The following is a 25,634-nucleotide window of genomic DNA, read 5'->3' as shown; positions in this document are numbered from 1 at the left end:
GCTTCTCCAGTGGATACCCCACCTCCGTACGCTTCTCTACTTTTGCTTAGACCACTTTCTCAACACTCTGAAACCCATCCTTTGCGATGGGTTTTTTATTTTATACAATGTCGAATCGTTGAATTCCAAGTCATGAAATTACCGAATAAAGTAATGAAGTTCCATTGTGAGGGATTCATCCTGAATTATACAATATTACCAGAGGCGAGACGAACAACCGCTCACTCAAGATCACGGCATTGGAGGAGTTAAAGTGGAGCCTAAACGCCCGCCCGGTGATCACAGACGATTTTTAAAGCAATATGTCGAGGAATACAAGCTGGGAACGTATTTTCCCGAAAAGTTGACTTTACTCGCCAAGTCGGAGCCCGTCTCCTTCCAATGGCTTCGAGAAACGGAGCATGGTTCTGTCGTGTTCCTAATGAGCGCTTCCTGCTCGGCTTGCAGCATGGGGCCTGTTCAAGAGTTCACGGAACGGTTCGGAGTTTTCCACTCCTGCGTGTTATTCGAAGGAAGCACGGAAGCGATGGAGCAGCAGCGTGAGATTTATGACTTGGACATGCCGTTCTACCTGTGCGATACCGTTAAGCTGCAGAGTCAACTGAAGGTGGGCGCCGTTCCTTACGCCCTGATTTTGAATAAGCTTGGACAAGCGGTCGGCGCCGGCATCTTCAACGACTGCGAGAAGCTCGAACAGTTGGCGGCTCCGTTGATCCGCGTGTATGAGCGCAGCCTGGCACAAGTATGAAGTCGTTTGCGCGCACCATGAGATGCGCCGGTCAAGCCTTTTGCAAAGTATACCGGTTCAATAGACCCATCGTATTGCTGTCACTGTTCGTTTACATCGTAGTGGCTCTGCAATCAAACATCGGCATTTACTTAAGCAAGCAGATCGTAGACCAGCTCTCCGCGAATAATCTGTACCTGCTCTTGGGTAGCATCGCGCTTCTTCTCTCGTTTCAGGTTGTGCGGCTGCTGCTGGAAACGTACTCCCAGCTCAAAAGCAGACGGATGCATACGGCGTTTGCCGTTCATTGCGAGAACGAATTGGTCGATCTCGTTGCGAGGACGGAGTTGCTGGATAAGGAGCATCCCCAGTTTACGGGTGATTTCTCTTATTGGTCCTTTATTAACGGTAAATATCTGGAATCGTATTCCACCGTGACCGGGCTCGTCAAGCAGGGCTTGATCGCGGCGGTAAGTCTGGGCTATCTGCTGTACTATCACCTGTATATCGGCCTGCTGGCGCTGCTCGTCGGTACGCTCAAGGGCATCTACGACCTTCGCGCCGTCCGGCGAAGGGTAGCGATCAACGAAGAAATGATGAGGCAATCCCGGGGATATCATTATTATTTCGATGTATTGACGGGCTCCCAGACGCAGAAGGAAATGACGCTGTTTCAATTGGTGCCGTATTTCCGGGAGAAGTGGCTGCGCAAGAAGGACGAGGCCAACGCCTTGTCCATGCAGCTCGAAACCTTAAATCTGAAAAGACAAGCTTCCGGCGAACTGCTGTCCATCATCAGCTCGGGCATTGTCATCGTGATCACCGCGCTGCTCATTTATAAAGGCTCGCTGACGATTGGAGATTACGTGGCCATCACGATGGCGCTAACGATGACGGAAAGCAATATTACGATGATGTTCGCCTCGATCTCAAGGCTGACGGAAAACGCGGCCCATATCGAAAGGCTGAATAAGATCGAAAGCGACGTGCATGCCGCCGCCCGCCTGCCGGAGCAGGTCGGGCCCCGCCCATTCCGCTTTCAGGACGAGCTTCAAATCCGCAACCTGACGTTCCGTTATCCGAATCGGGACGAGCCGGTGCTGACCGACATCAACGCGGAGATTCGCAAAGGCGAAATGATCGCCATCCTTGGGGAGAACGGCTCGGGAAAATCGACGCTGATCAAGCTGCTGCTGGGTCTTTACCGGAGCGATACCGACGCCATACTGTACGACGGTGTGAGCGTCCGGACGATGGACCGGATCGGAATGTGGCGCAAAACGAGCGCCGTCTTCCAGGATTACATCCGCTATATGACGGATGTGCGGGATAACATCGCCGTCGGCAATATTGCCGAGGCGCACAACACGGACAAGCTGCTAGCGGTACTCGCGAAGGTCGGGCTGTCCAAGACGTTCAAGCAAGGACTGGATACGAAGCTGGGAACGCTGGAGGATAACGCGGTTAACTTATCCGGCGGACAGTGGCAGCGGCTCGCTTTATCGCGCGTGTTTGTCTCTGAGGAGCACGAACTGGTCGTGTTTGACGAACCGACCTCCGCACTCGATCCGGTCAGCGAAGTCCGGCTGATGAATGAAATGCTTGAGCACTGCCGGGGCAAGACCGTAATTATGGTGTCCCATCGGGTGGGGATCGCGCGGAGAGCCGACCGTATCTTCGTGATGGAGGGCGGGCGCATTGCCGAGGCCGGAACGCACGACGAACTGCTTCACAAGCAAGGACTTTATCATGAGATGTGGCATCAGCAAAAGCAATGGTACGACTAATTCAGGTGAAAAGAGGGAGTAACGATGTCGTTCAACCGTAAGCCCGGCGGATCAGCCGACAGCGGCCCGCCGATCGGTTCCGCGCTAGCGGATCTGCCGCCCCATATCAGCAATATCGGAACGCCGGCGGAGCCGGGCGAAGCGACGGGTACGGTGCTGCTGTTCGTGTCCACCTACTGCTCGCATTGCATCGATTTGCTTCCGTATATCGACACCATGACGCGGAACCACCCGTCCTTTTCCTTCCGGCTCTTATCTACGGGCGACGAGGACGATCATCGAAGCATGATCGAATATTTCGGATGGACATTCCCGGTTTGTTCGCTGGACCAGAGCGACATGGAGGCGTATTTTGCGGTGACGTATCTGCCCTTCGCTATCCTCGTCGACGACTCGGGAAAAGTGGCCGCCAAAGGAGTAGTCTATAGCGCCGACGATTTCGAGCAGTTTGTGAAGGACTACGCCCGTCATGCGCTGGCTTGATAGTGGCATCCCGGTTTTTACACCTTAAGATAAAGCTTCACATTGCAATGAAAGGAGGTGAAAACCATGGCTTGCGACAAACCGAAATGTGATGTTGTTTTGAAAAATGAAACGTTCTGCTACCTCAGCGACTGCACTTCTGGCGGTTCGAGTTATCCGAAAACGATGGGCGCTAATAAGATCGTCGGTTGCGAAGACGGATCTACGTACTCATGCCAACAGCCAAGAATTGGCTGCTGCTACTAAACCGATTAGAGGAGGGGGGACCACCCCTCTTCTCTTTTTATTCTTTCAAGAAACGAGGGATCTTTTTTGAAAGCTCAATTAATCGTTTGCGACCGAATTACCCATAACGAACAGGCGAAGGGGCATCAGTTAGGTACCGTACTAAACCATCAGACGATTCCCGTTCTGCCGTATGCCTTGGATTTGTACATTTTGCTCAAAATCTTTGATTTGCCGCAGGGAAAATTGATAGATACGCATTTTGAATTCAATAATGACCGTGGAGAGCGGCTTGGCAAAACGGCGATGACCGTTCTCAGAAATTACCGAGCAGACGATCAAATTCCAGGCGTCGATAAAGATTTTGCATTTACGCTGGTGCTGACGGAGCCGGGAATTGTCCACATTAAGTGCTTTGCCGACGGTGAAGAAGCGGCATGGTATCCGCTGACGATCCGATTGCAGGAGGAGGAGCATCAAGCCTCCTAACTAATCGATTTTGCAAAAAACGTCTAGTACCGGATGAGGTGAGCGACGACGATGACGGGTTTGATAGCGTATGTTCTGGACGTCACGATAGCGGTTCTGTTCTTCCTGCCCTTTTACATGAAGCTGCGCAGCTTGGAAGGTTTAAAAGTGGAAATTTATGCCTATGGGGTGCTGCCGGCATCCATACTGTCTTTGGCGGCCTATGCTGTGTTGATCACGGAGTTTTTGCTGTTTTTCTTGTTTGCGACGGGATTGGCGGAAGGCTGGAAACAAATCACAGGGATCGGGCTGCTGTCCGTGTTTACTTGGTTGACCTGGAGGAAGAAAAGAAGCACTGGGGCCGAAACCTGCGCCTGCTACGGCAATGTCGGTTTCCTCAACCGGTTTCCTATTTATAGAAATGTTGTTCTGATTGGTATTTTGGTGATCGACGCAGGCTTGAAGCGGGAGCCGGCAGATGCTTACTCCATGCTCCATTCGCTTGTTTTGGTCATGGCGTTGTCGTTTACCGTTGAGCTCATGACGATGCGTTGGAAAAGAAAAGAGGTCTGACCATGGCCGATCCGTTGTTTTTATGTACCTTACTGTGGCTTGCTATAAGTTCAGCCGTACTTACCATCCTGAGAAGGCGGGAGCAAAGAGCAATTCAAGCGCAAGTCCGGCAGGTCGGGCAGCTGGCCAACGAAACGAATGGGCTGATCTTATTTCTGGATTATTCGGCGCCGGGTTTCAAGGATATCGATGCTCTTTTGCTCTCGGACCCGCTGGGCAGGATTACCGTCGTTTTCACCGCTCCCGAATGGCTGATAGCCGCCAAATCCAAAAAGTGGGAGAGGCATTGCGTCGTGAACGCGAGCAGTCTGAACGTACCCTCCTTGGAAGTGAGCACGGCTCGCATCGTGAAGGAAAAATATGGAAAATGCCGCGTGTTCTATGAGGTCCCGGCTTTCCTAAAACTGATGAGCCGGCCGAAAACGTGAAATAGTTCATTTTTGTGTGTAGTAACTCCGTGTAAGGGAATGGCCGGACGCTTGCAGGTCAGCCGCTCTCGAAATCATTGTAACGCCTGCCCTTTGCCGCAGGCGTTTTGTCGTTTAATCGCCGTGGAGATGCCGCTTCAAGTAATGCCCCGTAAGCGAATGCGGATGCTCGATGAGCTGTTCGGGAACGCCTTCGAAGATCACTGTCCCACCCTCTTGTCCGGCTCCGGGACCCAAATCGACGATCCAATCGGCTTGACTGATCAAGTCGAGGTTATGCTCGATCACGATCACCGTGCTGCCGTTGTCCACGAGCCGGTTCAGCAGGCCGATCAGGCGGTCGACATCGGAGAGATGCAATCCGGTAGTCGGTTCGTCGAATACGTAGATTTGACCGCTTCGCTCCAGCTCGGCTGCGAGCTTCAGGCGCTGCCGTTCCCCGCCGGAGAGCGTATTCAGCGGCTGCCCGAGCGTAATATAGTCCAGTCCGACGTCGCCTAGACGCTCCAGTATCGTCCGAATCGCTTCCTCCCCAAAGAAGGTCCGCGCATCCGCTACACTCATCTCCAGAACCTCATCGATCGATTTATCACGCAGCGTATAGCCCAGAACCTCCTCGGTAAACCGGCGTCCTTGGCAGCCTTCGCATCGGCTGACGATCGGGTCCATGAAGGCAAGATCCGTATACGTGACGCCAAGCCCTTTGCATTCCGGACATGCGCCGTTGGAGTTGAAGCTGAACAATGTGGGGCTAACCCGGTTCGCTCGGGCAAACAGCTCGCGGATCGGGTCGAGCATCGCGGTGTAGGTCGCGGGATTGGAACGCTTCGAGCCTTGGATGGCTCCTTGATCGATGAAGACGGCTTCCGGATAATGCCGGGGCAGCACCTTGTTGATCAGCGTGCTTTTCCCTGAGCCCGCTACGCCGGTAACGACCGTCATTACGCCTTGCGGGATGCGGACGCTCACGTCTTTGAGGTTATGCAGGGAGGCAGGGCCGATCACGAGCGAACCTCCCGCGCCCGGTTGTCTCGGCGGCGTCTTGAGCCGGGGCCGGCGGCCGAGATACGTTCCGGTCAGGGTGCCGGAAGCCGCCAGACCATCCAGATCGCCTTCGTAGACGATCCTGCCGCCTTTGGCGCCTGCTTCCGGTCCCATATCGATCACATGGTCGGCGATAGCGATGACATCGGGATCGTGCTCGACGACAAGGACCGTATTCCCTTTGTCCCGGAGACGCTTCATCAGAGAGTTCAGCCGGTGAACGTCGTGAGGATGAAGACCGATGCTCGGCTCGTCAAAAATGTACGTGATATCCGTCAGACTGCTGCCAAGATGCCGCACCATTTTGACCCGCTGCGATTCGCCGCCGGACAGCGTGGACGTTTCCCGGTTCAGGCTGAGGTAGCCTAATCCGACGGAAATCAGATGCTCCAGCCGTTCGACGATGGCGTCGACCATGGTTGCGGCGACAGGCGCGTCAATGGCGCGTATCACGGGGGCAAGCTCGCTGATCTGCATGGCCGTGCAGTCTGCTATGCTCTTGCCGTTGATCTTGCAGCCGAGCACCTCCTGATTCAGTCTGGTCCCCTTGCACAGAGGACAAGCGCCCCGGGTGACGATCCGGTCGAACTCTTCCTTGTAGCGCCTTTTGGCCTCCTCGGATTCCTTGGTCAGAAAGCTCCGTTCGAACCGGGGAATCACACCTTCGTATTTGGAGGTCGGCGGCCATCCGGGACCGGGATGCTTCAGCTTCATATCCGTTTTGTAAAGCAGCGTGTCCCATTCCTCGTCCGTATATTCCCCGAGCTTTTTGTCGTTGTCGAATAATCCGGAACAAACATACCGTTTCCAACGCCATTCGCCGGGGCGGAACGTGGGGAATCGGATGGCCCCCTCGTTCAGCGACTTTTGCCGGTCGAGCAGCCGGTCGAGATCAATCGCCGCTACCGTTCCCAATCCTTCGCATTTGGGGCACATCCCGTGCGGATCGTTGAAAGAAAAGGCATTGGAATAACCGACGAACGGCTTGCCGATTCGGGAGTACAGCAACCACAGCAAGGAATAAATATCGGTGACGGTTCCAACGGTGGAGCGGACGTTGCCGCCGAGCCGTTTCTGATCGACTACGATCGCGACGGACAGATTGTCCAACGAGTCCACATCCGGCTGCCCGTAATGGGGGAGGCGATGCCGAACGAAGCTAGTGAACGTTTCGTTGAGTTGGCGCTGCGATTCCGCGGCAATCGTATCGAAGACAAGCGAAGATTTGCCGGAGCCGGATACGCCCGTAAATACGGTGATCCGCTTCTTCGGTATGCTCACCGTCACGTTTTTCAGATTATTTTCCCTTGCGCCTGTAACGCGGATCAGATCGTGCCGGTTGTCGGAGGCGCCGTTTTGCAGGTTCATCGGTTGGATCTTCTCCTTCTTCAAGAATGATGATTTAAGGATATTAGTTTCCATTTGGAAAATATATTTAAACAGATCGTGACTGGTTGTCGTCGAGAGCGGCCGCTATCTTTTGGCACAGCTCTGCAAAAATACTTTGTTCGCAGGGCGTAAGAACGGAGGCGGCGATTTCGGCAGCCTCGCGCCGGCTTGAGGCCGCACGCTCCAGAAAAGCTCGACCGCTATCGGTGAGCGACGTCGTTTGTTCCCGCCGGTCTTGCTCGCGCGCCGTTTGCTCAATCAACTGCTTATCCTTTAAAACTCGGAGATTTTTTGAGGTGGCCGGGCGGGACATCCCCAGTATTTCGCCGATGAGCGAAGGCATCAGGGGACCACGGATGCGCAAAATCTCCAAGATGTCGTACTGCGCCCAAGTAAGCTGCTCCGGATTGATCCGGGTGCGTCTGGCGACCAGCACGCATTGGAGATGGGACAAAGCGTTTTCCAGCTCACCGGGTTGATCTGGCTGTATCAAAGGAATACCTCCTATCGATATCGTACGTTCTATATTCATCATTGTATCAAAATAGTTTCTTTTTGGAAACTAATTTGCCTTGTTAAGCTAAGTCATGATCACAAAGCCTCGGCATTATTGCACTGAGGCTTTTGAACATGTTGAGTTTAAAAATGTTATTGACACGACACTGAATGGTGTCCTATAATCAAAGCGTCACCAAACGGTGTCCAATTGTGAGCAAGTCATTTTGGAAAATTGGAATCCGAAAAGTTTCAATTGAAACAACGATGAGGAGGAAACAAAATGAGCATGATGATCGGTGCGGAAACAACCTCGAGTGTAGTAACCCAGACCCGAGGAAAAAAGATTGCTTATTGGACAGTCACATTACTGCTCGCAGCAGCTGTTATGTTAAGTGGTATCGGGCAACTGATGCAATTTGGGGGAAACGTCGAGTTAGTGAACAATCTTGGTTACCCTTTATACGTCTTGACCATTCTCGGGATTTGGAAAGTTCTTGGAGCCATCGCTCTTGTCGTGCCAGGCTTTCCCCGGCTTAAAGAATGGGTTCACGCGGGTATCTTCTTTTTAATGACTGGTGCGGCTTTATCTCATGCGTTTGCTAACGATTATGGCGATTACGGGTTTGCTCTTATCCTTCCGCTTTCATATGCTGCGCTAAATATCGCTTCGTGGGCGCTACGTCCGAAGAGCCGCAAACTTTAAGGAGGTGATGAAATCAACGGCTGTCCCTTCGTACCATCAATAGACTTCTACGAAAGAAAATAATATTTAGGAGAGGGTGTTGTGAGCGAGAACAACCGGTTGCGGGATGTGTATGACGCGATTGCAGATCCAACCAGGCGCCGACTGATTCGTCTGTTAGCAGAGGCAAATGAGTTACCGCTTCATGAATTAACGGCACAATTTCAAATGGGCCGTACAGCGGTATCCAAGCATTTGACAATCCTTAAAGAGGCCGGACTGGTCCATGACCGAAAAGTCGGCAGAGAAACGCGATTTAGGCTAAACGCCTCTCCACTCCAAGAAATTCAAGATTGGGTGGCTTTCTACAGCAAGTTCTGGAGTATGAACATGTTGCGCTTAAACCAACTATTAGAGGAGGAAGAAGAATGAGTTTAACATTAACCTTGGATTTTCAGTACACGACATCAATCGAGAAGCTTTGGTCCGCCTTAACCGATTCAAGCAAGCTTGCCAAGTGGGTGGTCAACATCCACACTGGTCAGGCGATGGAAAATGATTTTAAGCCCGTCGTAGGACACCATTTTCAATTTCGCACTCAACCGACCGAGTGGTGGGATGGGATTGTTGACGGGGAAGTGCTTATCGTGGAAGCACCAAACCGGTTGTCCTATACTTGGGCCAGCGGAGGAGAGAAGCACACGGTCACCTGGACGCTGCAGGATTTAGGGGACGGAAAGGTTAACCTTCATCTCGAACAAACCGGAATCTCCAATGAACCCGCACTCAATGGAGCGAAGTATGGCTGGAGTAAATGGGGCGGCGAGCTTGAAAAGGTGTTGGAATAATAACCGCATTCGGTACGAAAACAGCTTCTTCCCCAGTGTTAAACTAACGGGTGACTACAGCTAATAAAATTGCGGAGCAGCTGCCAGCAAAACTCGGCAGCTTCGTTCTGCTTAAAGGCAGGTAATGCTTTGATTTTGACGAATATTAACTAATCAAATACACATAAAGCGGGGCGAGATTGATGCAAAGTAGTTTAGAACAAGATATTATTTTAACGGCAGAAAACTTCACAAAGAACTTTTCTGATAAAGGGAATTTTAATTTTAGCGTAGATAGCCTACGAAACGTAGACGATATTCTTGAAGAATTACGTGACTTTGAATTAGATGATGATATTTTGGATTCTGTCTCTTCTATGGCTGGATGTTATATTTTCGAAGTAGCAAGAAGGAATTATGGCGGAAAGTATTACTGGGTACAAGAAAGCGATCAGCCTGTTTTAGTTACTGGCGAGCCGGAATTTTCAATTTCAATATTTGCATTCGAAAAAGTTAGAAGCAGAATTCAAAATGGAAAAGAAGATGAGATACCCTATTACTTTGATGGGTATATCCAGGCAATTGAAAAAGGTAAAGAAACGGGCTACTGTGCAACAATTGTTTAAGGTAGGATTGAACTAACAGGATGCGTTGCGTTAGCAGTAAAAACAGCAGCAGTCTTCATCCTGGGCTGCCGCTGCTTCTATATTCGAGTCTTGCCGGACAGGGCTATTTTCCATTTTTTATCATTGACTCCTGCGGAAACGAAAAGCTATGATATCACTTAAGCACTACTTAAACGTTTCAGTACTTAAACGATTCAGTTCACGAACAATGCAGTAGACTTAAAAGGGGGACCCCGCATGTCAAAACGATGTTTCATTTCCGCCGTTCTTGTCCTTTGTCTGAGTTCTTCCCTGCTAACCGCTTGCGGAGAGGGCCGTCCTTCGCCTGCTGGGCAGGAGCCGGGGAACGAAGCCGAAGGAAGTGCAAACGCGGAGCCGTTAAAGCCGGAGCAAGGCGCCCAATTGCTCGTATGGGAATCGAAAGGTCCGGAGCTCGATTATTTGAAAGCGGTAGCGGAAAGCTTCGAGAAAGAATACGGCGTAAAAGTGAAGGTGGAGCCGGTTCCTGCGATCGACACCGTTAAGAAGCTGACCACCGACGGTCCGGCGGGGATTGGAGCCGACGTCTTCTCTGCGCCGCACGATCAATTGGGGAATGCGGTGACGGCCGGGCTTGTGCTGGAAAACGACGTGTCGGGCGACAGCATGAAGAATGAGGTGATGTCCTCGGCGCTGGCCGGAGTCACGTACAAGGACGTGCTTTACGGCTTTCCGACGGCGATCGATACGTATGCGCTGTTTTACAACAAGTCCTTGATGGACAAAGCTCCGAAAACGTACGACGACATCGTGAAATTCGCCGAAACCTACAACGATCCGAAAACCAAAAAGTTCGCCTTGATGTGGGACGTCGGACAGCTGTATCAATCGTACTCGTTCCTCGCCGGTTACGGCGGGTATGTGTTCGGTAATCAAGGTACGAACCCGAACGATATCGGTCTCAACAGCGCGAAAACGGTTGAAGGGGCAAAATATTTGCAATCGCTCAAAAAAATATTGCCGTTGAACGCCGGAGACATCAACGACAACATCATTACGGGCTTTTTCCAGGAAGGAAAAACCGCTGCCGTCATCAACGGCTCGTGGCTGATGGCCAGCTTGTCGAAAGTGAATTTCGACTATGGCGTAGCGCCGCTGCCTCTGCTGCCGAACGGCGAGCATCCGGTCAGCTTCTCCGGCATTCGAGCCTTGTACGTCAATTCGTACACGAAGTACCCGGCTGCCGCCAAGCTGTTCGCAAGCTATGCGACCAGCAAGGATAATCTGATCAAGCGGTTCAAGATGACAACCCAGCTTCCTCCGAGGAAGGACCTGATGGACGATCCCATCATTACGCAAGACCCGAAAGCGGCGGCATTTCTGGAGCAGGCGAAATATTCGACGCCGATGCCGTCCATTCCGGAAATGGGCAATGTATGGGTGCCCGCAGGCGCTGCGCTCGCTGCGATCTGGAACGACGGTCAAGATCCGGCAGCCGTTCTGACTACCGCAGTGGAGCAGATCAAGACAGCCATGAAAACGACGAAATAACGCACGGATTCATTCTCAAAACTCGGCTAAGGCGGTTTTACGTATGCAATCACAACCAAGCGCCCGGCGGCATCAGGTCACGGCAGCCGTTTGTTCCGCGGCGTTCATAGGCTTGGGCCAGCTCTACAACAGACAATATATCAAAGGCTTGCTGTTCATCGTCTTGGCCCAATTGTTTTTCTGGAACTATTATTCGATCGCATGGAAAGGCATTCTGGGGCTGATCACGCTAGGTGATGTGCCGACCCGGATCATCCGGGGAAAAATTATACAGGGCGACCATTCGATCTTTCTGCTGATCAACGGTCTCATTACCCTCGTCGTCATCCTGCTGTTCCTCGGGTTTTATGCGATGAATGTTTACGATGCGAAGAAGAACGGGGAGCTTCGGGACGAAGGCGGCCATGTCCTCGGGTTCGTCGAATCCGTGAAGCAAGCGAAGTTCCGGCATTTTCCTTATTTGCTTCTGCTGCCCGCCGCTTTTTTCATTCTGTTCGTTACGGTCATTCCGCTCGTGTTTAATGTGTTAATCGCCTTCACCAACTATTCGGCGCCGTCGCATATTCCGGACCGGGCGCTGGTGGATTGGGTCGGCTTCCGCACGTTTTACGATTTGTTCGCGCAAGAGGCGTGGAGGTCCACATTCTTCGGCATCTCCGTTTGGAATATCATCTGGGCGGCGGCTTCGACCTCCACCGTCTTTCTCAGCGGACTGTTACTCGCAATGATGGTAAACCACCCGCAGGTCCGCTTCAAAAAATTTTGGAGAACGGTGTTCATTCTGCCTTGGGCGATCCCGCAGTTCATCTCGATCCTCGTTTTCCGGGTGCTGCTGAACGGGACGTTCGGTCCGGTGAACGATCTGATCGTGAAGCTCGGCTTCTCTCCCGTGCCCTGGCTTTCCGATCCGACAATGGCGAAAGCATCCGTCATTCTGGTCAATTTATGGTTCTCGACGCCGTTCCTGATGGCGCTGATGTCGGGAATCTTGACGACCCTGCCGCGCGATCTGTACGAAGCGGCGGACGTCGACGGGGCCTCGGGACTGCAAAAGTTCGTCAAAATTACGCTGCCCCTCGTGCTGATGGCGACGGCGCCGATCTTTATTATGCAGTTTGCGTTTAACTTCAATAACTTCAACCTGATTTACTTGCTGACGGACGGGAAGCCGAATAATCCGGATTATTACTACGCCGGAAGCACGGATATTTTGATCTCGTGGATTTTCAAGATGACGTTGAATCAAAGCCAGTTTAATATGGCCTCGGCCGTATCCATCATTATGTTCATTCTCATTGCGGCATTTTCTTTATGGAATTACAAGCGGATGAAGTCCGTTTAAGAAGAGGATTTGATCTGGATGTCCAAATTCAAAAACAACCTGGTCGTCACGGGAATTTACGCGGTATTTGCGGTGCTGCTCGTCACGACGATCTACCCGATCGTGTGGATCGTAGGCACGTCTCTGAATCCGGGCGATAACTTGCTCGTCAGCAAGATGATTCCCGACAACCCGACGATCGCGCATTACATCGAGCTGATCCATACGACCGATTTTGTGCTGTGGTATCAAAATACGATCAAGATCGCGCTGGTGAACGCGGTCGTATCGACGGCATTGGTAGCGGCGACGGCGTATGCTTTTTCCAGATTCCGTTTCAAAGGGAGACAGCAAGGCTTGATGATGCTGCTGGTCCTGCAAATGTTTCCGGGGTTTCTATCCGTCATGGCGATTTTTGTGCTGCTGCTGCAAACGAAGCTGCTCGACACGCATCTGGGGCTGATTCTCATCTATGCCGGCGGGGCAGTGTCCATGGGCACCTGGGTCATGAAAGGGCACTTCGACACGATCCCGAAAAGTCTGGAGGAAGCCGCGTTTATCGACGGTGCAAGTCATGCCGACGCGTTCTTCAAAATTATATTTCCTTTATCGCTGCCGGCGATTACGTTCGTAGCTCTGAACAGCTTCATCACGCCGTTCATGGACTTTATTTTGCCGCAAATCGTGCTTAGGTCCTCGGATAAAATGACGCTGGCGCAAGGGCTGTATGCGATGGTGGCCAACGAGACCAATTCCAGCTTTACGTTATTCGCAGCGGGCGCCGTGCTTGTGGCGCTGCCGATCACGCTGCTGTACATGTATTTCCAGAAGTACTTAATTCACGGAATCGCGGCCGGCGCGGATAAAGGGTAATGCGATTTATACCAAAAAAGGATGGGGATTCCATGTTGTTAGAAGCGGTTTACCACCGGTCCGGCAATGCGGATTGCTACGCTTACGATGACCGTACGATCCATATCCGGCTGCGGACGAAAAAAGACGATCTGCGCGCGGTAAAAGCTCTCTATGGCGACAAGTACGATTGGGAGCAAACCGCCAGCGAGCAGTATCTTCATAAGCTGGCGAGCGACGAACGGTTCGATTATTGGCAGGCGGAGCTCGTCCCCCCGCATCGCAGATTGCGCTATGCGTTTGCATTGATCTCGGAGGACGAAACAGTCTGGTACACCGAGACCGGCTTTCAGAAGGAAAAGCCGCAGGACCCGCTTTCTTTCTTCGATTATCCGTTTCTGTGGGCCGATGAAGTGTTGAAGCCGCCGGGGTGGGTAAAAGAGGCTGTGTTTTATCAAATATTTCCCGAGCGGTTTGCGAATGGCGATCCGTCGAACGATCCGGCCGGCGTTCGTTCATGGGAGGAGGCGGACCCGGGGCCGTATGATTTCTACGGCGGCGATTTGCAGGGCGTATTGGACCGTCTGGATTACCTTGGCTCGCTTGGCGTAAACGCGATTTATTTTACCCCGCTGTTTGCGGCGGAGACGAATCATAAGTACGATACGACGGACTATTTGAAAATCGACCCGCAGTTCGGGGATACCGCATTGCTGAAGAAGCTGGTTCAAGCCTGCCACGAACGCGGGATTCGCGTCATTCTGGATGCCGTATTCAATCATAGCGGCGCGCTGTTCGCTCCGTTTCAAGATGTGGTCCGCCACGGACCGGAATCGCGCTACCGGGACTGGTTCCATATCAAGCAATTTCCGGTGCAGACGGAGCCCAGACCTTCCTACCACTGCTTCGCTTTCGAGGCGCATATGCCGAAGCTGAATACGGCGAATCCGGAGGTCCGGCAATACCTGCTGGACGTGGCGCAGTACTGGGTGAAGGAATGCGATATCGACGGCTGGCGGCTGGATGTGGCCAATGAGGTCGATCACGAGTTTTGGAGGCATTTCCGCAAAACCTTGAAGTCGCTCAAGCCGGACTTTTATATCTTGGGCGAAATTTGGCACGACTCGATGCCGTGGCTGCAGGGGGATCAATTCGATGCGGTCATGAACTATCCGGCGACGGAGGCCGTACTTGACTTTTTTGCCAAGGATGCGATCGATGCGGAGCGGTTTTCTCACCGGATCAACCGGCTGCTGGCCCAATATCCGCAGCAGGTGAACGAAGCGGCCTTTAACATCGTCGGAAGCCACGATACGCCGCGGTTGCTTACGGTCGCGCAGGAGGCAAGGAAAGCCAAGCTCGCCGTGCTGTTTCAGTTTGCATTCCCCGGCGTTCCGTGCATTTATTACGGCGACGAAGTGGGGATGCTGGGCGGGGCGGACCCCGACTGCAGGCGTCCGATGATTTGGGACGAAGCCTTGCAAAACCAGGAGCTGCTTGCGTTTTACCGGACGATTATTTCGTACCGACGGCAGCACCGGGCGTTGCGGGACGGAACTTTTCAGGTGATCTATGCCAAGGATCATCAGCTTGTCATCTGTAGAACGGATGCAGACGAACAGCTTTACATCGGCTTCAATAACAGCGGGAATTCGGCAGTCACGGATGTCACTTTGGACGCGCAGGTACCGCTCGAAATCGCCATGGGCGACGGAAGCTTCGAACTGACGGACGAGCGGCTTTCTATCAGCTTGCCTCCGTACGGATGGCTCGTTTTGAGAGCGCCATTGTCATGATTTGACAAAGACAAGGCCGTATGCTTTAATCGACCTAAACGTTTAAGTAGAGGCGGTTAAACCATGAAAAAAGCAACGATCAAAGACATAGCCAAAGCGGCCGGCGTTTCCATTGCGACGGTTTCGTATATTTTGAACGACGTGAAGACCCAATCCATATCCGATGAAACGCGCGTGAAGGTACTGAAGGCCGCGCAGCAGCTGAGATACGTAACGAACCGTACGGCGCAGTCGCTGAAGGTCAAGAAAACCGGACTTATCGGCATTTTATGGTTTAAAGGGAACGACGATTATCTGTGGTCCGATTTGAAGTATGCGAAAACGATCCAGGCCATCGAGCGGCACTGCAGCGAGCTGGGATATCATGTCCTTTTTATGCAAATCGACAACTTGGGCCCGTCCTCGAAAATTATTATGGAGCGCAATTTGGACGGCGTCTTCTTGATGAACGTGGATCAAGAACAATTCACGACCATATCGAATTATTTCGGATTCGGCGTTCCTGTCTTCGTGGTCGACAGCTATATCGAAGACCCGCTGTTTCACAAAATCGTTCCGGATTTCGCGCGGAGCTTCCAAGCGGCCCGCAGCCTGCTCGGTGAAGCTCCGCAGTTTCTTGTGATGGATTCGTATAACAATGCCGAACTGGTGGAGTTTATCAAGCGGCAATCCGGTCTGGACGAGGAACGGATCCATGTGTGTTGCGATAACATTAAGGACATGCATGAATTCCTGTCCGTGTATGCCGGACGTCCGGGGATCGTGTTGAATGAATTTTTGGCGCATGAAGCGGCCAAGACCCATAACCGGCTCGCTGTCCTGTGCACGAGCCATTGCCCGGAAATCGTTCCGCAAGGGATGGCAAAAGTTGCGTTTGATTTGAATGACTACAAAGAGATCGTCCGTATGATGGATCGCAATATTCAGGATGCGGATGAGGTGAGCCGTGAAAAGTTTTATTGCCTGTCCGTCATCACGTGACGATCCGGTGAGGAGAATGTGGCGTGAGTTCGTCGCGGCTGATCGAAATTAATCATTTTTATTCCGAGATTCTTGATAATTCCAGAAATATATTTATATATTTGCCTCCGGGCTATGAAACGGATGAGGGGCAGCGGTACCCCGTTCTGTATATGCAGGACGGGCAGCACGCGTTCTACCAGGACAGGAAGGGCGAATCCTGGGACGTGCATAAAACGGCCGACCGCCTCATTGCTGAAGGACGCATGCGGGAAATTATCATCGTTGCGGTAGCCCACATCGAGGATGCCCGGATTGCGGAATATATGCATGAGAATCCGTACGGACACCGGGTTTTCGATACGACGAATCAGGGCGAGCTGTACGAGGAGTTTCTCGTCCGTGAAGTAAAGCCTTATATCGACCGGGAATACCGGACGCTGCCGGATCAGGAGCATACGGCGCTGATGGGATCGTCCGCGGGCGGGTTGGTTTCCTACAATATCGGGTTCCGCAGGTCAGAGACGTTCGGGATGATCGGGGCTTTGTGTCCGTTCTTTGCAAGCGTCGATCTCCGCACGATGGAGGACCGCTGGTTGAGCCGCGTCTACACGGAAAAGAAGGCTCTGCGCATTTGGATGGACGTGGGGGATGCCGAAGGCTTCACCGTTATGGAAAAACATGTACGGCATGTCGCGGATACGCTGATCAGCGCCGGATATCGGCCCGGGGACGATTTTGTCTATTATTATGCCGTCAATTCGGGCCATTCGCAGAAGGATTGGGCCGCCAGAGTGCACGCGCCGCTGCTTTATTTTTTTGGTCGCATCGGAACTCCTGTTCGTGTCGATTTGCATGGGCCTGAGGCGGTTGGGATCGAGGGGCCGAAGCGTACGCTCAATCCGGTGGTGCACTACGACAGCGGCTTTATGATGACGGATCTAGACGCCTGCTATGAAGTAGCCGATCCCGAGCTGCTGGACGTGACGGCAGACGGCAAATTGCAGCCCAAGAAAGAAGGGGAAACGACGGTCCGTTACAGAAACGGCAGCCTGACGGCCGAACTGGCTGTTGCCGTCGTCCCGTCGGTTTCGGAGACGGTTACCGTCCAAGCGTACGTGAAGGTGCCTGTCTTTACGCCGCCAACTGCTGCGCTATACGCCGGCATCGAGCTGCCGATGATCCGCGAAGGGCTGTACGGAGGAACCTTTGAGGTACCGCGGGATATGTCCTTCGAATTCCGCATTTCCCGCGGCTTGGGCATGCATGAGACGGACCGGCAGGGCCGGGAAATTCCTTACCGGAAATTTACGGCCAAGGACGGCCTCGTTCTGAATTACGAAGTCGAAAATTGGGTGGACGCGGCGCCCGTGAGCGAGCAGAGGTGATGAGGATGCACAAGAACAAATCAAGCATTTTGAAGGTGGAAAATTTCTACTCTGTCCACTTGGACAATACGCGGGATCTGTTTGTTTACCTCCCCCCGAGCTATTGCTGGGATCAAGCGAAGCGGTATCCGGTGCTGTATATGCACGACGGGCAAAATATTTTCCATCCCGCCTTCAACGGCTATTCCTGGAACGTCCATGAAACCGCGGACCGCTTGATTCAGAGCGGCCTCATGGAAGAAATCATCGTCGTCGGCATCCCGAATCGGGGCGTCGAACGGGCCGACGAATTTACCCATGAGCTGGAAGGGGTACTGTATCCGTCCGACAAAGTGCGAATCCAGCCCAAAGGGCAGCTTTACGAGCGCTTTATTATCGAGGAGGTCAAGCCTTACATCGATGCGCTGTTCCGGACGAAGCCGGGCCCGGAGCATACGGGCTTAATGGGGTCTTCCCGCGGGGGCCAAGTTACCTACCATATCGGCTTTCGCCGTCCGGACATTTTCGGGAAGCTGGCGATCTTGTCGCCGTATTTTTACTACGTCGATCCCGTAACGCTGGAGGAATACCGGCAGTATCATACGTTCGGCAAGAAGCAGCCGATTTCCCGGATTTGGATCGATCTGGGAGGCAGGGAAGGCACGCTGATCATGGAAAAGCATGTCCGCGAAGTCGCGGAGCAGCTTGCCCTCCTCGGATACGAAGCTGATAACGAGCTGATGTATTATTTCGATCCCGAAGCGGCTCATGTGGAGAAAGACTGGGCGGCCAGACTGGCCTCTCCGCTGCTTCATTTATTCGGAGACAAAGGCCAGGCGCGCTCTTTATCGTTGCAAGGCTGGAACGAAGTCGGCATCCGCGGTCCGGTCTGCCGGTTGAATCCGATCGCGGAGTTTGACAGCGGCTTGAAGCTGTCCTTGTTAAGGGCGGCTTACCGGGTGGAGGACCCTCGGATCGTAGAGGTTCAGGAGGACGGAACCGTGGTGGCGAAGGAAGAAGGAGAGACGACGGTTACGGTTAATTACTGCGGTCTGGAGGCTGCTATTTCGATCCGCGTGGTCAAGGAATTGAAGGAGCGGGTTGCCCTCGATTTAACCGTTCATGTTCCGTTGCATACGCCGGAAACCGTCATGCTATACGCCTGGTTTCCTTTAAGCAAGCAGCCGGATGCGCCTGTATATTCCGGGCGGCTTGAGCTTCCGCTTCATACCGAGTTCGTTTATCAAATCAGCAGGGCCGATGGCGTCGCGGAAACGGATCAAGCCGGAAATTCGGTAGTGCGCCATTACCGGGCAGAGGCCGATTCGCGGCTGGAGCTGACCGTCGAACGCTGGTCTAACGACATCAGAGAGGATTGAATTATCATGGTGAAAAAAATTGTGCTCGGACTCGTCTGCGGTTCGATTGTGTTCACAGGGGCCGTGTTAATGAACGGAACCCCGCATGCCGCGCAGGATATCGACAATCCCGTGTCTATTGACAGCAATTATGTTGCAGGAACGGACGGGGGGGACGAAAAATCCGCTCCGAATAAAAGCGGCTCGGAGCCTCAGCTTCAGAAAATGCCGGTCACGCAAACCAATAACGGTGTGGAGGTGACCGTCAATTCCATCCGGCGGACCGGACAAACGACCGACTTTGAAATCACGATCAAGAACGGAACCGAGAAGGAAACTATTACGGTTGACCCAAGCCGTCTTGCTGTGCAGTCGAACCATTCGAGCCAGGGCAAGTTAAGCGAAAAGGTCGGGGCTTCCCCAACCAACCCGGACTTTACCGGGGTGACAATCCTGCCCGGCAAAGAAAGGCACGGCTGGATCAGCGGCCAAGCTTTAACGGAGAAAGATCTGGATAACTTGCTTGTGGAGTTTTCGTTGGATGGAAGCGAGCAAAGAGCTTTCTCATTCGCCATCGACTGCAAAAATCTTAAGTTTCGTACGCTTTGAGCGATTTACTGCACAACGAGCCGTGGCCCCGAATAGGTGCCGCGGCTTATTTTTTTCATATCATCGATGCCTTGCGCTCACTCTTGACGCATCGTCAATTTCGAAGATATTATAGATATAACAACTCTGCAATCGATGACGAAATTCACACAAGCGGCGAACTATGCTCTGCACCCATGCTGCTTTTTTGCTTTATTAAAGACATAGTGAGTCTTTAATGTCCAACACTTCATTCACAGGAGGTAGGTAATTATGGGAAATGTATGGCATGAGCGTTTTAAGTCGGAGGAATATTATTATGGGGAAGAGCCTAACGTATTTATTCAACAACAAGCTTTTCGATTGGAACCATATCGCAAAGTTATTGCGTTCGCGGAGGGCGAGGGCCGGAATGCCGTTTTTTTGGCCAAACGAAATCATGAAGTGACCGCCATTGACTATGCGGAGAGCGGCCTGCAAAAAACGAAAAAACTGGCCCGGAAGCATGCAGTTGAGGTACATACCCAAAAACTAGACCTGTTGGCAGAGGATGTACCGAACGAGGAATACGATGCCGCCATCATGGTGTTCGGACATTTTCATAAAGACGATCAGGCCATGGTTCTCAATAAAATGAAAAATGCGATAAAGCCTAAAGGAATTATGATGCTTGAGGTATACTCCAAGGACCAATTAAAGTATGGTACGGGTGGCCCCCCGGACCCGGATTTGCTCTACGACCCCAAAGAAATTCTTGCCTGGTGCGAAGGCCATGAGGTGCTCCATTTCTTCTATGGCGAGCAAGAGCGGGTGGAAGGGAAGGCGCATACCGGATTAGCCCATGTCATTCAACTTGTATTGAGAAAAAAATGAGAAATCCGTCAGGCACGCAGGCTGCTGTGGATGCCCCAAGTGTCCCATTTTGCATCACTGTATCACATCGAATCGGCGAATGTGTCCCGAAATGGGACACATTTTTTTGTGCGTTTCTTACATTTCCGCACTCCGACGGTTGGCACAATAATTGCTTTACTTAGGCTAAGAAAGGCAATCATCTATTATCGATTGGGAGGGTCTACATCATGAGTTCGTTTACGAATGAGCGCATTGCGCCCACGGCGGCAAGCCCCAACATGGAAAATTACGAGCAGGCGCGGGGACATTTTCGCTGGGAGGAGGTGGAGAGCGAGTTCACATGGCACGAAACCGGAAAAATCAATATGGCGTACGAAGCGATCGATCGGCATGCCGAGTCCTCGCGCCGGGACAAAATCGCCCTATACTACAGCGACGGTCAGCGAGAAGAAGCATACACCTTCGGACAAATGAAAAGCAGCTCCAACCGCTTCGGTAACGTGCTTCGTCAACTGGGCATTGGAAAAGGGGACCGCGTATTTATTTTCATGCCCCGTTCTCCCGAGCTGTACTTTGCGCTTCTCGGGATTATCAAAGTCGGCGCGATTGCCGGTCCTTTGTTCGAAGCCTTTATGGAAACGGCCGTGAAGGACCGCTTGGAAGATAGTCAGGCCGTGGCGATCGTCACGACGCCTTCCCAGCTTCCACGCATCCCGGTTCAGGATTTGCCCCATCTGAAGCATGTGATTCTGGTCGGACACGACCTAAGGCTGGAGGAGGGGCAGGTCGATTTCCACCAAGCAATGGAAAGCGCTTCCGAGAAGCTGGACCTCGATTGGATGGACCGCGAGGACGGCCTCATTCTGCATTATACCTCCGGTTCCACCGGCAAGCCCAAAGGCGTGCTTCACGTCCATGATGCGATGCTACATCATTATTATACGGGCAAAATCGTGCTGGACCTGAAGGAAGACGACGTGTATTGGTGTACGGCCGATCCGGGCTGGGTGACCGGCACGTCTTACGGCGTTTTTGCTCCGTGGCTCAACGGCGCGACGAACGTGATCCGCGGGGGACGGTTCAAGCCGGCGGACTGGTATGCCACCCTGCAAAAGTACGGCATTACCGTCTGGTACAGCGCCCCTACCGCCTTCCGCATGCTAATGGGAGCCGGAGACGAGCTGGTATCCGGGTTCGATCTGTCCAGACTCCGCCATGTGCTCAGCGTCGGCGAGCCTTTGAACCCGGAGGTCGTTCGTTGGGGATTGAACGTATTCAAGCAGCGCATCCATGACACTTGGTGGATGACGGAGACCGGGGGGCAGCTCATCTGCAATTACCCGGGGATGGCAATTAAGCCGGGATCGATGGGCAAACCGATTCCAGGCGTGGACGCGGCCATCTTGGACGACGAGGGCCGTGTCTTGGAGCCCTACTGCATGGGAAATTTGGCGATCAAAACGGCATGGCCGTCCATGATGCGCCGCATTTGGAACAATCCGGCCAAGTACGAAGAGTATTTCCGTTTCCAGGGCTGGTATGTGTCGGGAGACTCTGCTTTCCGCGACGAGGACGGTTACTTCTGGTTCCAGGGTCGCGTTGACGATGTGATCAACACCGCGGGCGAGCGGGTCGGGCCCTTCGAGGTCGAGAGCAAGCTGGTAGAGCATCCGGCGGTTGCGGAGGCGGGCGTCATCGGCAAGCCGGACCCGATGCGGGGCGAAGTGATCAAAGCGTTCATTGCGCTGCGGGACGGTTATACGGCGTCGGAGGAGCTGAAGGACCAGATTGTCCGATTCGTCAAAACCGGCTTGTCCGCTCATGCGGCGCCTCGTGAAATCGAGTTCAAGGACAAGCTGCCCAAAACGCGAAGCGGCAAAATTATGCGCCGCGTGCTGAAAGCGTGGGAGTTGAATTTGCCGACGGGCGACATGTCGACGATCGAGGATTAACCTTTACGGACTCATAAAACAGAAATGGGGGATATAACGGGATGCAGATTATTTTTATCGGATTGCCGGGTGCGGGCAAGGGGACTCAAGCTGAATTCATTCAAGCAAAATTCGGCATACCGCATATTTCAACCGGAGACATGTTCCGTGCCGCGATGTCGGAAGGAACAACGCTCGGTCTTGAGGCCAAAGCATACGTCGAGAAAGGGCTGCTTGTCCCCGACGAGGTGACAATTGGGATCGTTAAGGAACGGCTGAGCCAAGGAGATACGGCGTGCGGCTTTTTGCTGGACGGATTTCCGCGGACGGTGTCTCAAGCGCTGGAATTGGAGCGGGTACTCGTCGAAGGGCGTCGGCGGATCGACCTCGCGCTTCATTTGGATGTGGATAGCAGCAAGTTGCTTGGGCGTCTGACCGGACGGCGGATTTGCCGGTACTGCGGCGAGACGTACCACGTAATGTATCACCCTCCGCAGGAAGAAGGGAGCTGCGACAAGTGCGGAGGACCGCTGTACCAGCGGCCGGACGATACGGAGGAAACGGTAGCCACCCGGTTGGAAATCAATGTAAAGCAGCAGAAGCCGCTGCTGAAATTTTATAAAATGAGAGGCCAGCTCCGCTCGGTGGACGGAGAGGCCGGGATGGACAAAGTATTCGAAGACATTTGCGGTATTCTCGGAGGCTTGCACGTGAGAGTCCGATAAAGCGGGCAGGCCGCTTGTCGAGAAAGTGGTCAACTGGGATAATAGATGTAACGAGGGGTGGATACCCCATCTATGTATGTATCTCTATTTTTGCTAGACCACTTTCTCGACAATTTGAGGGCAGACCTGCTATACGAAGCGGGCCTGCCCTTAGCTTTGTTTGCTCGTAAACCGGCACCGGCTTACGGCGTCATTTGAAATTCCTTCAGCTTCCGGTAAAGCGTACTCCGCGTAATGCCAAGCACCTTGGACGCCTCGGTGATCGTCTTCGTCTCGCTCAGCACTTGCTCGATCATCCTGCGCTCAACTTGCTTGAGCGGCTCGGCCGCCCTCGGCTTTCTCTGGTAATATCCTTTGAGCGCTCTCGGCAGATGCTCTACCCGGATCGCAGCTCGTTCCCGTCCGGCCAGCAGGTAGGCACGCTCCATCACATTTCGCAATTCACGGATATTGCCCGGCCACGGATATTGGACCAAGGCTTGCAGCGCTTCGTCGCTGATGCCATCCGGCCCGTCGCCGTGGACGGCCTGAAATTCGCGGAGAAACTCCCGGCTTAAGTGTTCCACATCTTCCGGGCGCTCGCGAAGCGGAGGGATCGTGATCGACAAGACGTTCAGACGGTAAAACAGGTCCGACCGGAACGAGCCGCTGTAGGCGATTTCTTCTTGCAGATTCCGGTTCGTCGCGGCAATAATCCGTACGTTGACCGCCCGTTCTTTATTTTCCCCCAGTCTCATAATCCGCTTCGACTCGATAGCTCTTAACAGGACGACCTGAAGATCCAACGGCATGTCGCCAATCTCGTCGAGAAAAAGAGTCCCGTCGTTCGCGGCTTCGAATTTGCCGATGGCTCCGCCTTTTTTGGCGCCTGTAAACGCTCCTTCGATATAGCCGAACATCTCGCTCGCGATCAGCTCCCGGGGCAGCAGGCCGGTGTTAACGGCGACCAGCGGGCCATGCTTTCGTTCGCTTTGCTGATGAATCGCTTGAACCAGCACTTCTTTTCCTGTTCCGGTCTCTCCGGTAATCAGCACGTTGGCAGATGATTGAGACGCCAGCTTGGCGACCTCCAGCTCCAACTGGTATTCGGGGCTCAAGGTCCGAATGCGGTCGAACTGATAGGGCGCACCCGAAGAACGGACGCTAGGCTTCGGCTTGAGCAGAAGCATTTGCTGACCGTTTGTTCCATAAGGATACACCTCGAACGCGTGATGGATCTGCTGCAGCATCGTCGGTGTGAGGAGCTGGCCTTCCGTTAACCGGGTCAGCTCTGCCGCTTTTTTGCTCATGTACACAATATGCTGCCGCTCCGACAGGACGACGATCGCTTCATCGCTGATCCGGCCCCACGACTCCAGAATGATCTCATTCAGCTGGCCGGGCTCCCGGCTTTTTTCTTTAAACGGCTTCGGAGCAATATTGCGCTGCGAGTCCCAAACAATTTCGAATTGCCCGTCCGGCATCGCTCTTCCGATTTTTACCGGTCTGGATAAATGGTGATGGTCGCCCTCGACGAGCACCGTCCCGCAAGCGGTTTCAAGCTTCTTGTCACTGAGATGGTAAAAGACGTCCCGGTAATCCAGGCCCCCGGTTTCATGAATGCTGTCCAGGATCATTTTGGTGCCCAGATAAGAATTGAACATGACCGACGAAATCACCTGCTGCGCACCGAAGCGTTCGTGAAACGCGCTGACGAAATGCAGATTGTGCTCATTTTGAAGCGATTGAAAATAGCTGGCCGAGCCGTAATGCCCCGCTCCGTAGTCGGCGCCCATGGCCGCAATTTCCGTTTCCTTCGTGATCGGACTGAAAATAGGCAGGTGATCCGGATTCAAGCCCATTCGCCGGTACGCGCGATAGAACGGGATGATGCTTTGCCCGACGAGCGTTGTAAAGATGGCATCGGGCCGCTTCACAATGATGTCTTCCAGCACGTCGTAGAAGGTCTGATGACCGAACGGCACATAGGCTTCGCCGACGACCGAGCCGTTTTTTTCCGCGAGATACGTGCGGACCTGCTGGTTCGTTTCCCGGGGATAAATGTAATCCGTGCCGATGCAGTAGACGCGCTTCCCGAAGTGCTCGGTTAAGTAATCGAGCAGCACATGAACCTGCTGGTTCGGCACCTCCCCGGTATAAAACACGTTGGAATGGCATTCCCGTCCCTCATACAACGTAGGGTAGACCAGCAGGCAGCCGTATTTCTCCAGCACCGGAAGAATCGCTTTCCGGCAAGCCGAAGTATAACAGCCGATGAACACCTTCACGCCGTCTTTTGCAAGCGCTTCCGCTTCTTTCGCGCTTTTGGCCGGGTCCGAGCAAATATCCCGCACGATCGCTTCCACGTTCATTTCCTTTTGGTTAAAGTGCTCGATGGCCAGGATGGCCGCATCGCATTGTCCTCGTTCCGTCAGGGCGGTCGTGCCAGTTAATGAAAACAATAAACCGACTCTAGTATTCATCGAACTCCGCCTCTCCTTGGTAGGTTTGTGTCTTTATTATAACAAAAATCAAACCGTTTGAAATTGGGGGTTGACTTTTTTCTTATGGCTCGTGTGTAAAAATAAGACAGTGTATCATTTTGCGACAGTTAC

General features: G+C 53.0%; 24 protein-coding genes. 21 read left to right on the top strand and 3 right to left on the bottom strand.

The annotated features are described in order from the left end of the window. The first annotated feature begins 253 nt into the window (after nucleotides 1–253). The 6 genes from QMG93_RS11615 to QMG93_RS11590 all read left to right on the top strand — a co-directional run bounded on the left by QMG93_RS11615 (nucleotide 254) and on the right by QMG93_RS11590 (nucleotide 4,691). Nucleotides 254–748, top strand: a complete 495-nt coding sequence (locus QMG93_RS11615) for a hypothetical protein (protein ID WP_281936528.1) — start codon at nucleotides 254–256, stop codon at nucleotides 746–748. Beyond that, nucleotides 745–2,514, top strand: coding sequence for an ATP-binding cassette domain-containing protein (locus QMG93_RS11610; RefSeq protein WP_281936527.1), 1,770 nt, complete (start codon nucleotides 745–747; stop codon nucleotides 2,512–2,514). Before QMG93_RS11615 ends, QMG93_RS11610 begins: the two co-directional genes overlap by 4 nt. Before the next feature lie 24 nt (nucleotides 2,515–2,538). Further along, the gene (locus QMG93_RS11605) at nucleotides 2,539–2,997 is read left to right on the top strand and encodes a TlpA family protein disulfide reductase (RefSeq protein WP_281936525.1); all 459 of its coding nucleotides are present in this window, start codon (nucleotides 2,539–2,541) and stop codon (nucleotides 2,995–2,997) included. Between the two features lie 312 nt (nucleotides 2,998–3,309). Beyond that, nucleotides 3,310–3,711 carry a hypothetical protein gene (locus QMG93_RS11600; protein ID WP_281936524.1) on the top strand — a complete coding sequence of 134 codons (402 nt, stop codon included), beginning with the start codon at nucleotides 3,310–3,312 and terminating at the stop codon, nucleotides 3,709–3,711. A 51-nt stretch (nucleotides 3,712–3,762) separates the two neighbouring features. Further along, the gene (locus tag QMG93_RS11595; RefSeq protein WP_281936522.1) at nucleotides 3,763–4,263 is read left to right on the top strand and encodes a MauE/DoxX family redox-associated membrane protein; all 501 of its coding nucleotides are present in this window, start codon (nucleotides 3,763–3,765) and stop codon (nucleotides 4,261–4,263) included. 2 nt (nucleotides 4,264–4,265) lie between these two features. Then, nucleotides 4,266–4,691, top strand: coding sequence for a hypothetical protein (locus tag QMG93_RS11590; RefSeq protein WP_281936520.1), 426 nt, complete (start codon nucleotides 4,266–4,268; stop codon nucleotides 4,689–4,691). Between the two features lie 114 nt (nucleotides 4,692–4,805). On the opposite strand, the gene QMG93_RS11585 is transcribed toward QMG93_RS11590, so the two are convergent. Together QMG93_RS11585 and QMG93_RS11580 are read right to left on the bottom strand one after the other, a co-directional pair. Further along, a complete protein-coding gene (locus tag QMG93_RS11585; protein ID WP_281936518.1) occupies nucleotides 4,806–7,103 on the bottom strand; it encodes an excinuclease ABC subunit UvrA in 2,298 nt (765 codons plus the stop codon). Between the two features lie 67 nt (nucleotides 7,104–7,170). Beyond that, a complete protein-coding gene (locus QMG93_RS11580) occupies nucleotides 7,171–7,617 on the bottom strand; it encodes a MarR family winged helix-turn-helix transcriptional regulator (protein ID WP_281936516.1) in 447 nt (148 codons plus the stop codon). A 285-nt stretch (nucleotides 7,618–7,902) separates the two neighbouring features. On the opposite strand from QMG93_RS11580, the gene QMG93_RS11575 reads away from it, so the two are divergent. From QMG93_RS11575 to QMG93_RS11505, 15 genes are all read left to right on the top strand, one after another. Beyond that, the gene (locus QMG93_RS11575) at nucleotides 7,903–8,325 is read left to right on the top strand and encodes a DoxX family protein (RefSeq protein WP_281936514.1); all 423 of its coding nucleotides are present in this window, start codon (nucleotides 7,903–7,905) and stop codon (nucleotides 8,323–8,325) included. Nucleotides 8,326–8,406: 81 nt separating this feature from the next. Then, entirely contained in the window at nucleotides 8,407–8,736 is a 330-nt protein-coding gene (locus QMG93_RS11570) for an ArsR/SmtB family transcription factor (protein ID WP_281936512.1), read from the top strand. Then, on the top strand, nucleotides 8,733–9,152 hold the full coding sequence (locus QMG93_RS11565) for an SRPBCC family protein (RefSeq protein ID WP_281936510.1): 420 nt from the start codon (nucleotides 8,733–8,735) through the stop codon (nucleotides 9,150–9,152). Before QMG93_RS11570 ends, QMG93_RS11565 begins: the two co-directional genes overlap by 4 nt. A gap of 182 nt (nucleotides 9,153–9,334) precedes the next feature. Further along, nucleotides 9,335–9,757, top strand: coding sequence for a hypothetical protein (locus QMG93_RS11560; protein WP_281936508.1), 423 nt, complete (start codon nucleotides 9,335–9,337; stop codon nucleotides 9,755–9,757). A gap of 237 nt (nucleotides 9,758–9,994) precedes the next feature. Beyond that, on the top strand, nucleotides 9,995–11,287 hold the full coding sequence (locus QMG93_RS11555; RefSeq protein ID WP_281936506.1) for a maltose ABC transporter substrate-binding protein: 1,293 nt from the start codon (nucleotides 9,995–9,997) through the stop codon (nucleotides 11,285–11,287). 43 nt (nucleotides 11,288–11,330) lie between these two features. Further along, a complete protein-coding gene (locus QMG93_RS11550; protein ID WP_281936504.1) occupies nucleotides 11,331–12,629 on the top strand; it encodes a sugar ABC transporter permease in 1,299 nt (432 codons plus the stop codon). An 18-nt stretch (nucleotides 12,630–12,647) separates the two neighbouring features. Continuing rightward, complete coding sequence (locus QMG93_RS11545; protein ID WP_063181504.1) at nucleotides 12,648–13,481, top strand: sugar ABC transporter permease; 834 nt, start codon at nucleotides 12,648–12,650, stop codon at nucleotides 13,479–13,481. A gap of 32 nt (nucleotides 13,482–13,513) precedes the next feature. Beyond that, nucleotides 13,514–15,256: an alpha-glycosidase gene (locus QMG93_RS11540; RefSeq protein WP_281936499.1), complete on the top strand. Its 1,743-nt coding sequence runs from the start codon at nucleotides 13,514–13,516 to the stop codon at nucleotides 15,254–15,256. Between the two features lie 63 nt (nucleotides 15,257–15,319). Then, nucleotides 15,320–16,237, top strand: coding sequence for a LacI family DNA-binding transcriptional regulator (locus tag QMG93_RS11535; RefSeq protein WP_281936497.1), 918 nt, complete (start codon nucleotides 15,320–15,322; stop codon nucleotides 16,235–16,237). A 23-nt stretch (nucleotides 16,238–16,260) separates the two neighbouring features. Beyond that, nucleotides 16,261–17,604, top strand: a complete 1,344-nt coding sequence (locus QMG93_RS11530; RefSeq protein WP_281936495.1) for an alpha/beta hydrolase-fold protein — start codon at nucleotides 16,261–16,263, stop codon at nucleotides 17,602–17,604. Between the two features lie 5 nt (nucleotides 17,605–17,609). Beyond that, complete coding sequence (locus QMG93_RS11525; protein ID WP_281936493.1) at nucleotides 17,610–18,962, top strand: alpha/beta hydrolase; 1,353 nt, start codon at nucleotides 17,610–17,612, stop codon at nucleotides 18,960–18,962. Between the two features lie 6 nt (nucleotides 18,963–18,968). Beyond that, the gene (locus tag QMG93_RS11520) at nucleotides 18,969–19,550 is read left to right on the top strand and encodes a hypothetical protein (protein ID WP_281936491.1); all 582 of its coding nucleotides are present in this window, start codon (nucleotides 18,969–18,971) and stop codon (nucleotides 19,548–19,550) included. A 252-nt stretch (nucleotides 19,551–19,802) separates the two neighbouring features. After that, complete coding sequence (locus tag QMG93_RS11515; RefSeq protein WP_281936489.1) at nucleotides 19,803–20,402, top strand: class I SAM-dependent methyltransferase; 600 nt, start codon at nucleotides 19,803–19,805, stop codon at nucleotides 20,400–20,402. Nucleotides 20,403–20,611: 209 nt separating this feature from the next. Then, nucleotides 20,612–22,336: an acetate--CoA ligase gene (gene acsA, locus QMG93_RS11510; RefSeq protein ID WP_281936488.1), complete on the top strand. Its 1,725-nt coding sequence runs from the start codon at nucleotides 20,612–20,614 to the stop codon at nucleotides 22,334–22,336. Between the two features lie 41 nt (nucleotides 22,337–22,377). Beyond that, nucleotides 22,378–23,040, top strand: a complete 663-nt coding sequence (locus QMG93_RS11505; RefSeq protein WP_281936486.1) for an adenylate kinase — start codon at nucleotides 22,378–22,380, stop codon at nucleotides 23,038–23,040. Nucleotides 23,041–23,222: 182 nt separating this feature from the next. On the opposite strand, the gene QMG93_RS11500 is transcribed toward QMG93_RS11505, so the two are convergent. Then, a complete protein-coding gene (locus tag QMG93_RS11500) occupies nucleotides 23,223–25,502 on the bottom strand; it encodes a transporter substrate-binding protein (RefSeq protein ID WP_281936484.1) in 2,280 nt (759 codons plus the stop codon). Between the last annotated feature and the right edge of the window lie 132 nt (nucleotides 25,503–25,634).

Origin of the sequence: Paenibacillus tyrphae (genome assembly GCF_027925525.1) — a bacterium.
GTDB classification, from domain to species: Bacteria; Bacillota; Bacilli; order Paenibacillales; family NBRC-103111; genus Paenibacillus_G; species Paenibacillus_G tyrfis_B.
The sequence above is the reverse complement of the archived record's forward strand: the minus strand, read 5'-3'. Positions and strand labels throughout refer to the sequence as shown.

Bases quoted from the DNA above. Each gene is read 5' to 3' on its own strand.
- QMG93_RS11610 (WP_281936527.1), top strand. From the start codon at position 745: ATGAAGTCGTTTGCGCGCACCATGAGATGCGCCGGTCAAGCCTTTTGC.
- QMG93_RS11605 (WP_281936525.1), top strand. From the start codon at position 2,539: ATGTCGTTCAACCGTAAGCCCGGCGGATCAGCCGACAGCGGCCCGCCG.
- QMG93_RS11595 (WP_281936522.1), top strand. From the start codon at position 3,763: ATGACGGGTTTGATAGCGTATGTTCTGGACGTCACGATAGCGGTTCTG.
- QMG93_RS11590 (WP_281936520.1), top strand. From the start codon at position 4,266: ATGGCCGATCCGTTGTTTTTATGTACCTTACTGTGGCTTGCTATAAGT.
- QMG93_RS11585 (WP_281936518.1), bottom strand. From the start codon at position 7,103: ATGAACCTGCAAAACGGCGCCTCCGACAACCGGCACGATCTGATCCGC.
- QMG93_RS11575 (WP_281936514.1), top strand. From the start codon at position 7,903: ATGAGCATGATGATCGGTGCGGAAACAACCTCGAGTGTAGTAACCCAG.
- QMG93_RS11565 (WP_281936510.1), top strand. From the start codon at position 8,733: ATGAGTTTAACATTAACCTTGGATTTTCAGTACACGACATCAATCGAG.
- QMG93_RS11560 (WP_281936508.1), top strand. From the start codon at position 9,335: ATGCAAAGTAGTTTAGAACAAGATATTATTTTAACGGCAGAAAACTTC.
- QMG93_RS11555 (WP_281936506.1), top strand. From the start codon at position 9,995: ATGTCAAAACGATGTTTCATTTCCGCCGTTCTTGTCCTTTGTCTGAGT.
- QMG93_RS11550 (WP_281936504.1), top strand. From the start codon at position 11,331: ATGCAATCACAACCAAGCGCCCGGCGGCATCAGGTCACGGCAGCCGTT.
- QMG93_RS11545 (WP_063181504.1), top strand. From the start codon at position 12,648: ATGTCCAAATTCAAAAACAACCTGGTCGTCACGGGAATTTACGCGGTA.
- QMG93_RS11540 (WP_281936499.1), top strand. From the start codon at position 13,514: ATGTTGTTAGAAGCGGTTTACCACCGGTCCGGCAATGCGGATTGCTAC.
- QMG93_RS11535 (WP_281936497.1), top strand. From the start codon at position 15,320: ATGAAAAAAGCAACGATCAAAGACATAGCCAAAGCGGCCGGCGTTTCC.
- QMG93_RS11525 (WP_281936493.1), top strand. From the start codon at position 17,610: ATGCACAAGAACAAATCAAGCATTTTGAAGGTGGAAAATTTCTACTCT.
- QMG93_RS11520 (WP_281936491.1), top strand. From the start codon at position 18,969: ATGGTGAAAAAAATTGTGCTCGGACTCGTCTGCGGTTCGATTGTGTTC.
- QMG93_RS11515 (WP_281936489.1), top strand. From the start codon at position 19,803: ATGGGAAATGTATGGCATGAGCGTTTTAAGTCGGAGGAATATTATTAT.
- acsA (WP_281936488.1), top strand. From the start codon at position 20,612: ATGAGTTCGTTTACGAATGAGCGCATTGCGCCCACGGCGGCAAGCCCC.
- QMG93_RS11505 (WP_281936486.1), top strand. From the start codon at position 22,378: ATGCAGATTATTTTTATCGGATTGCCGGGTGCGGGCAAGGGGACTCAA.
- QMG93_RS11500 (WP_281936484.1), bottom strand. From the start codon at position 25,502: ATGAATACTAGAGTCGGTTTATTGTTTTCATTAACTGGCACGACCGCC.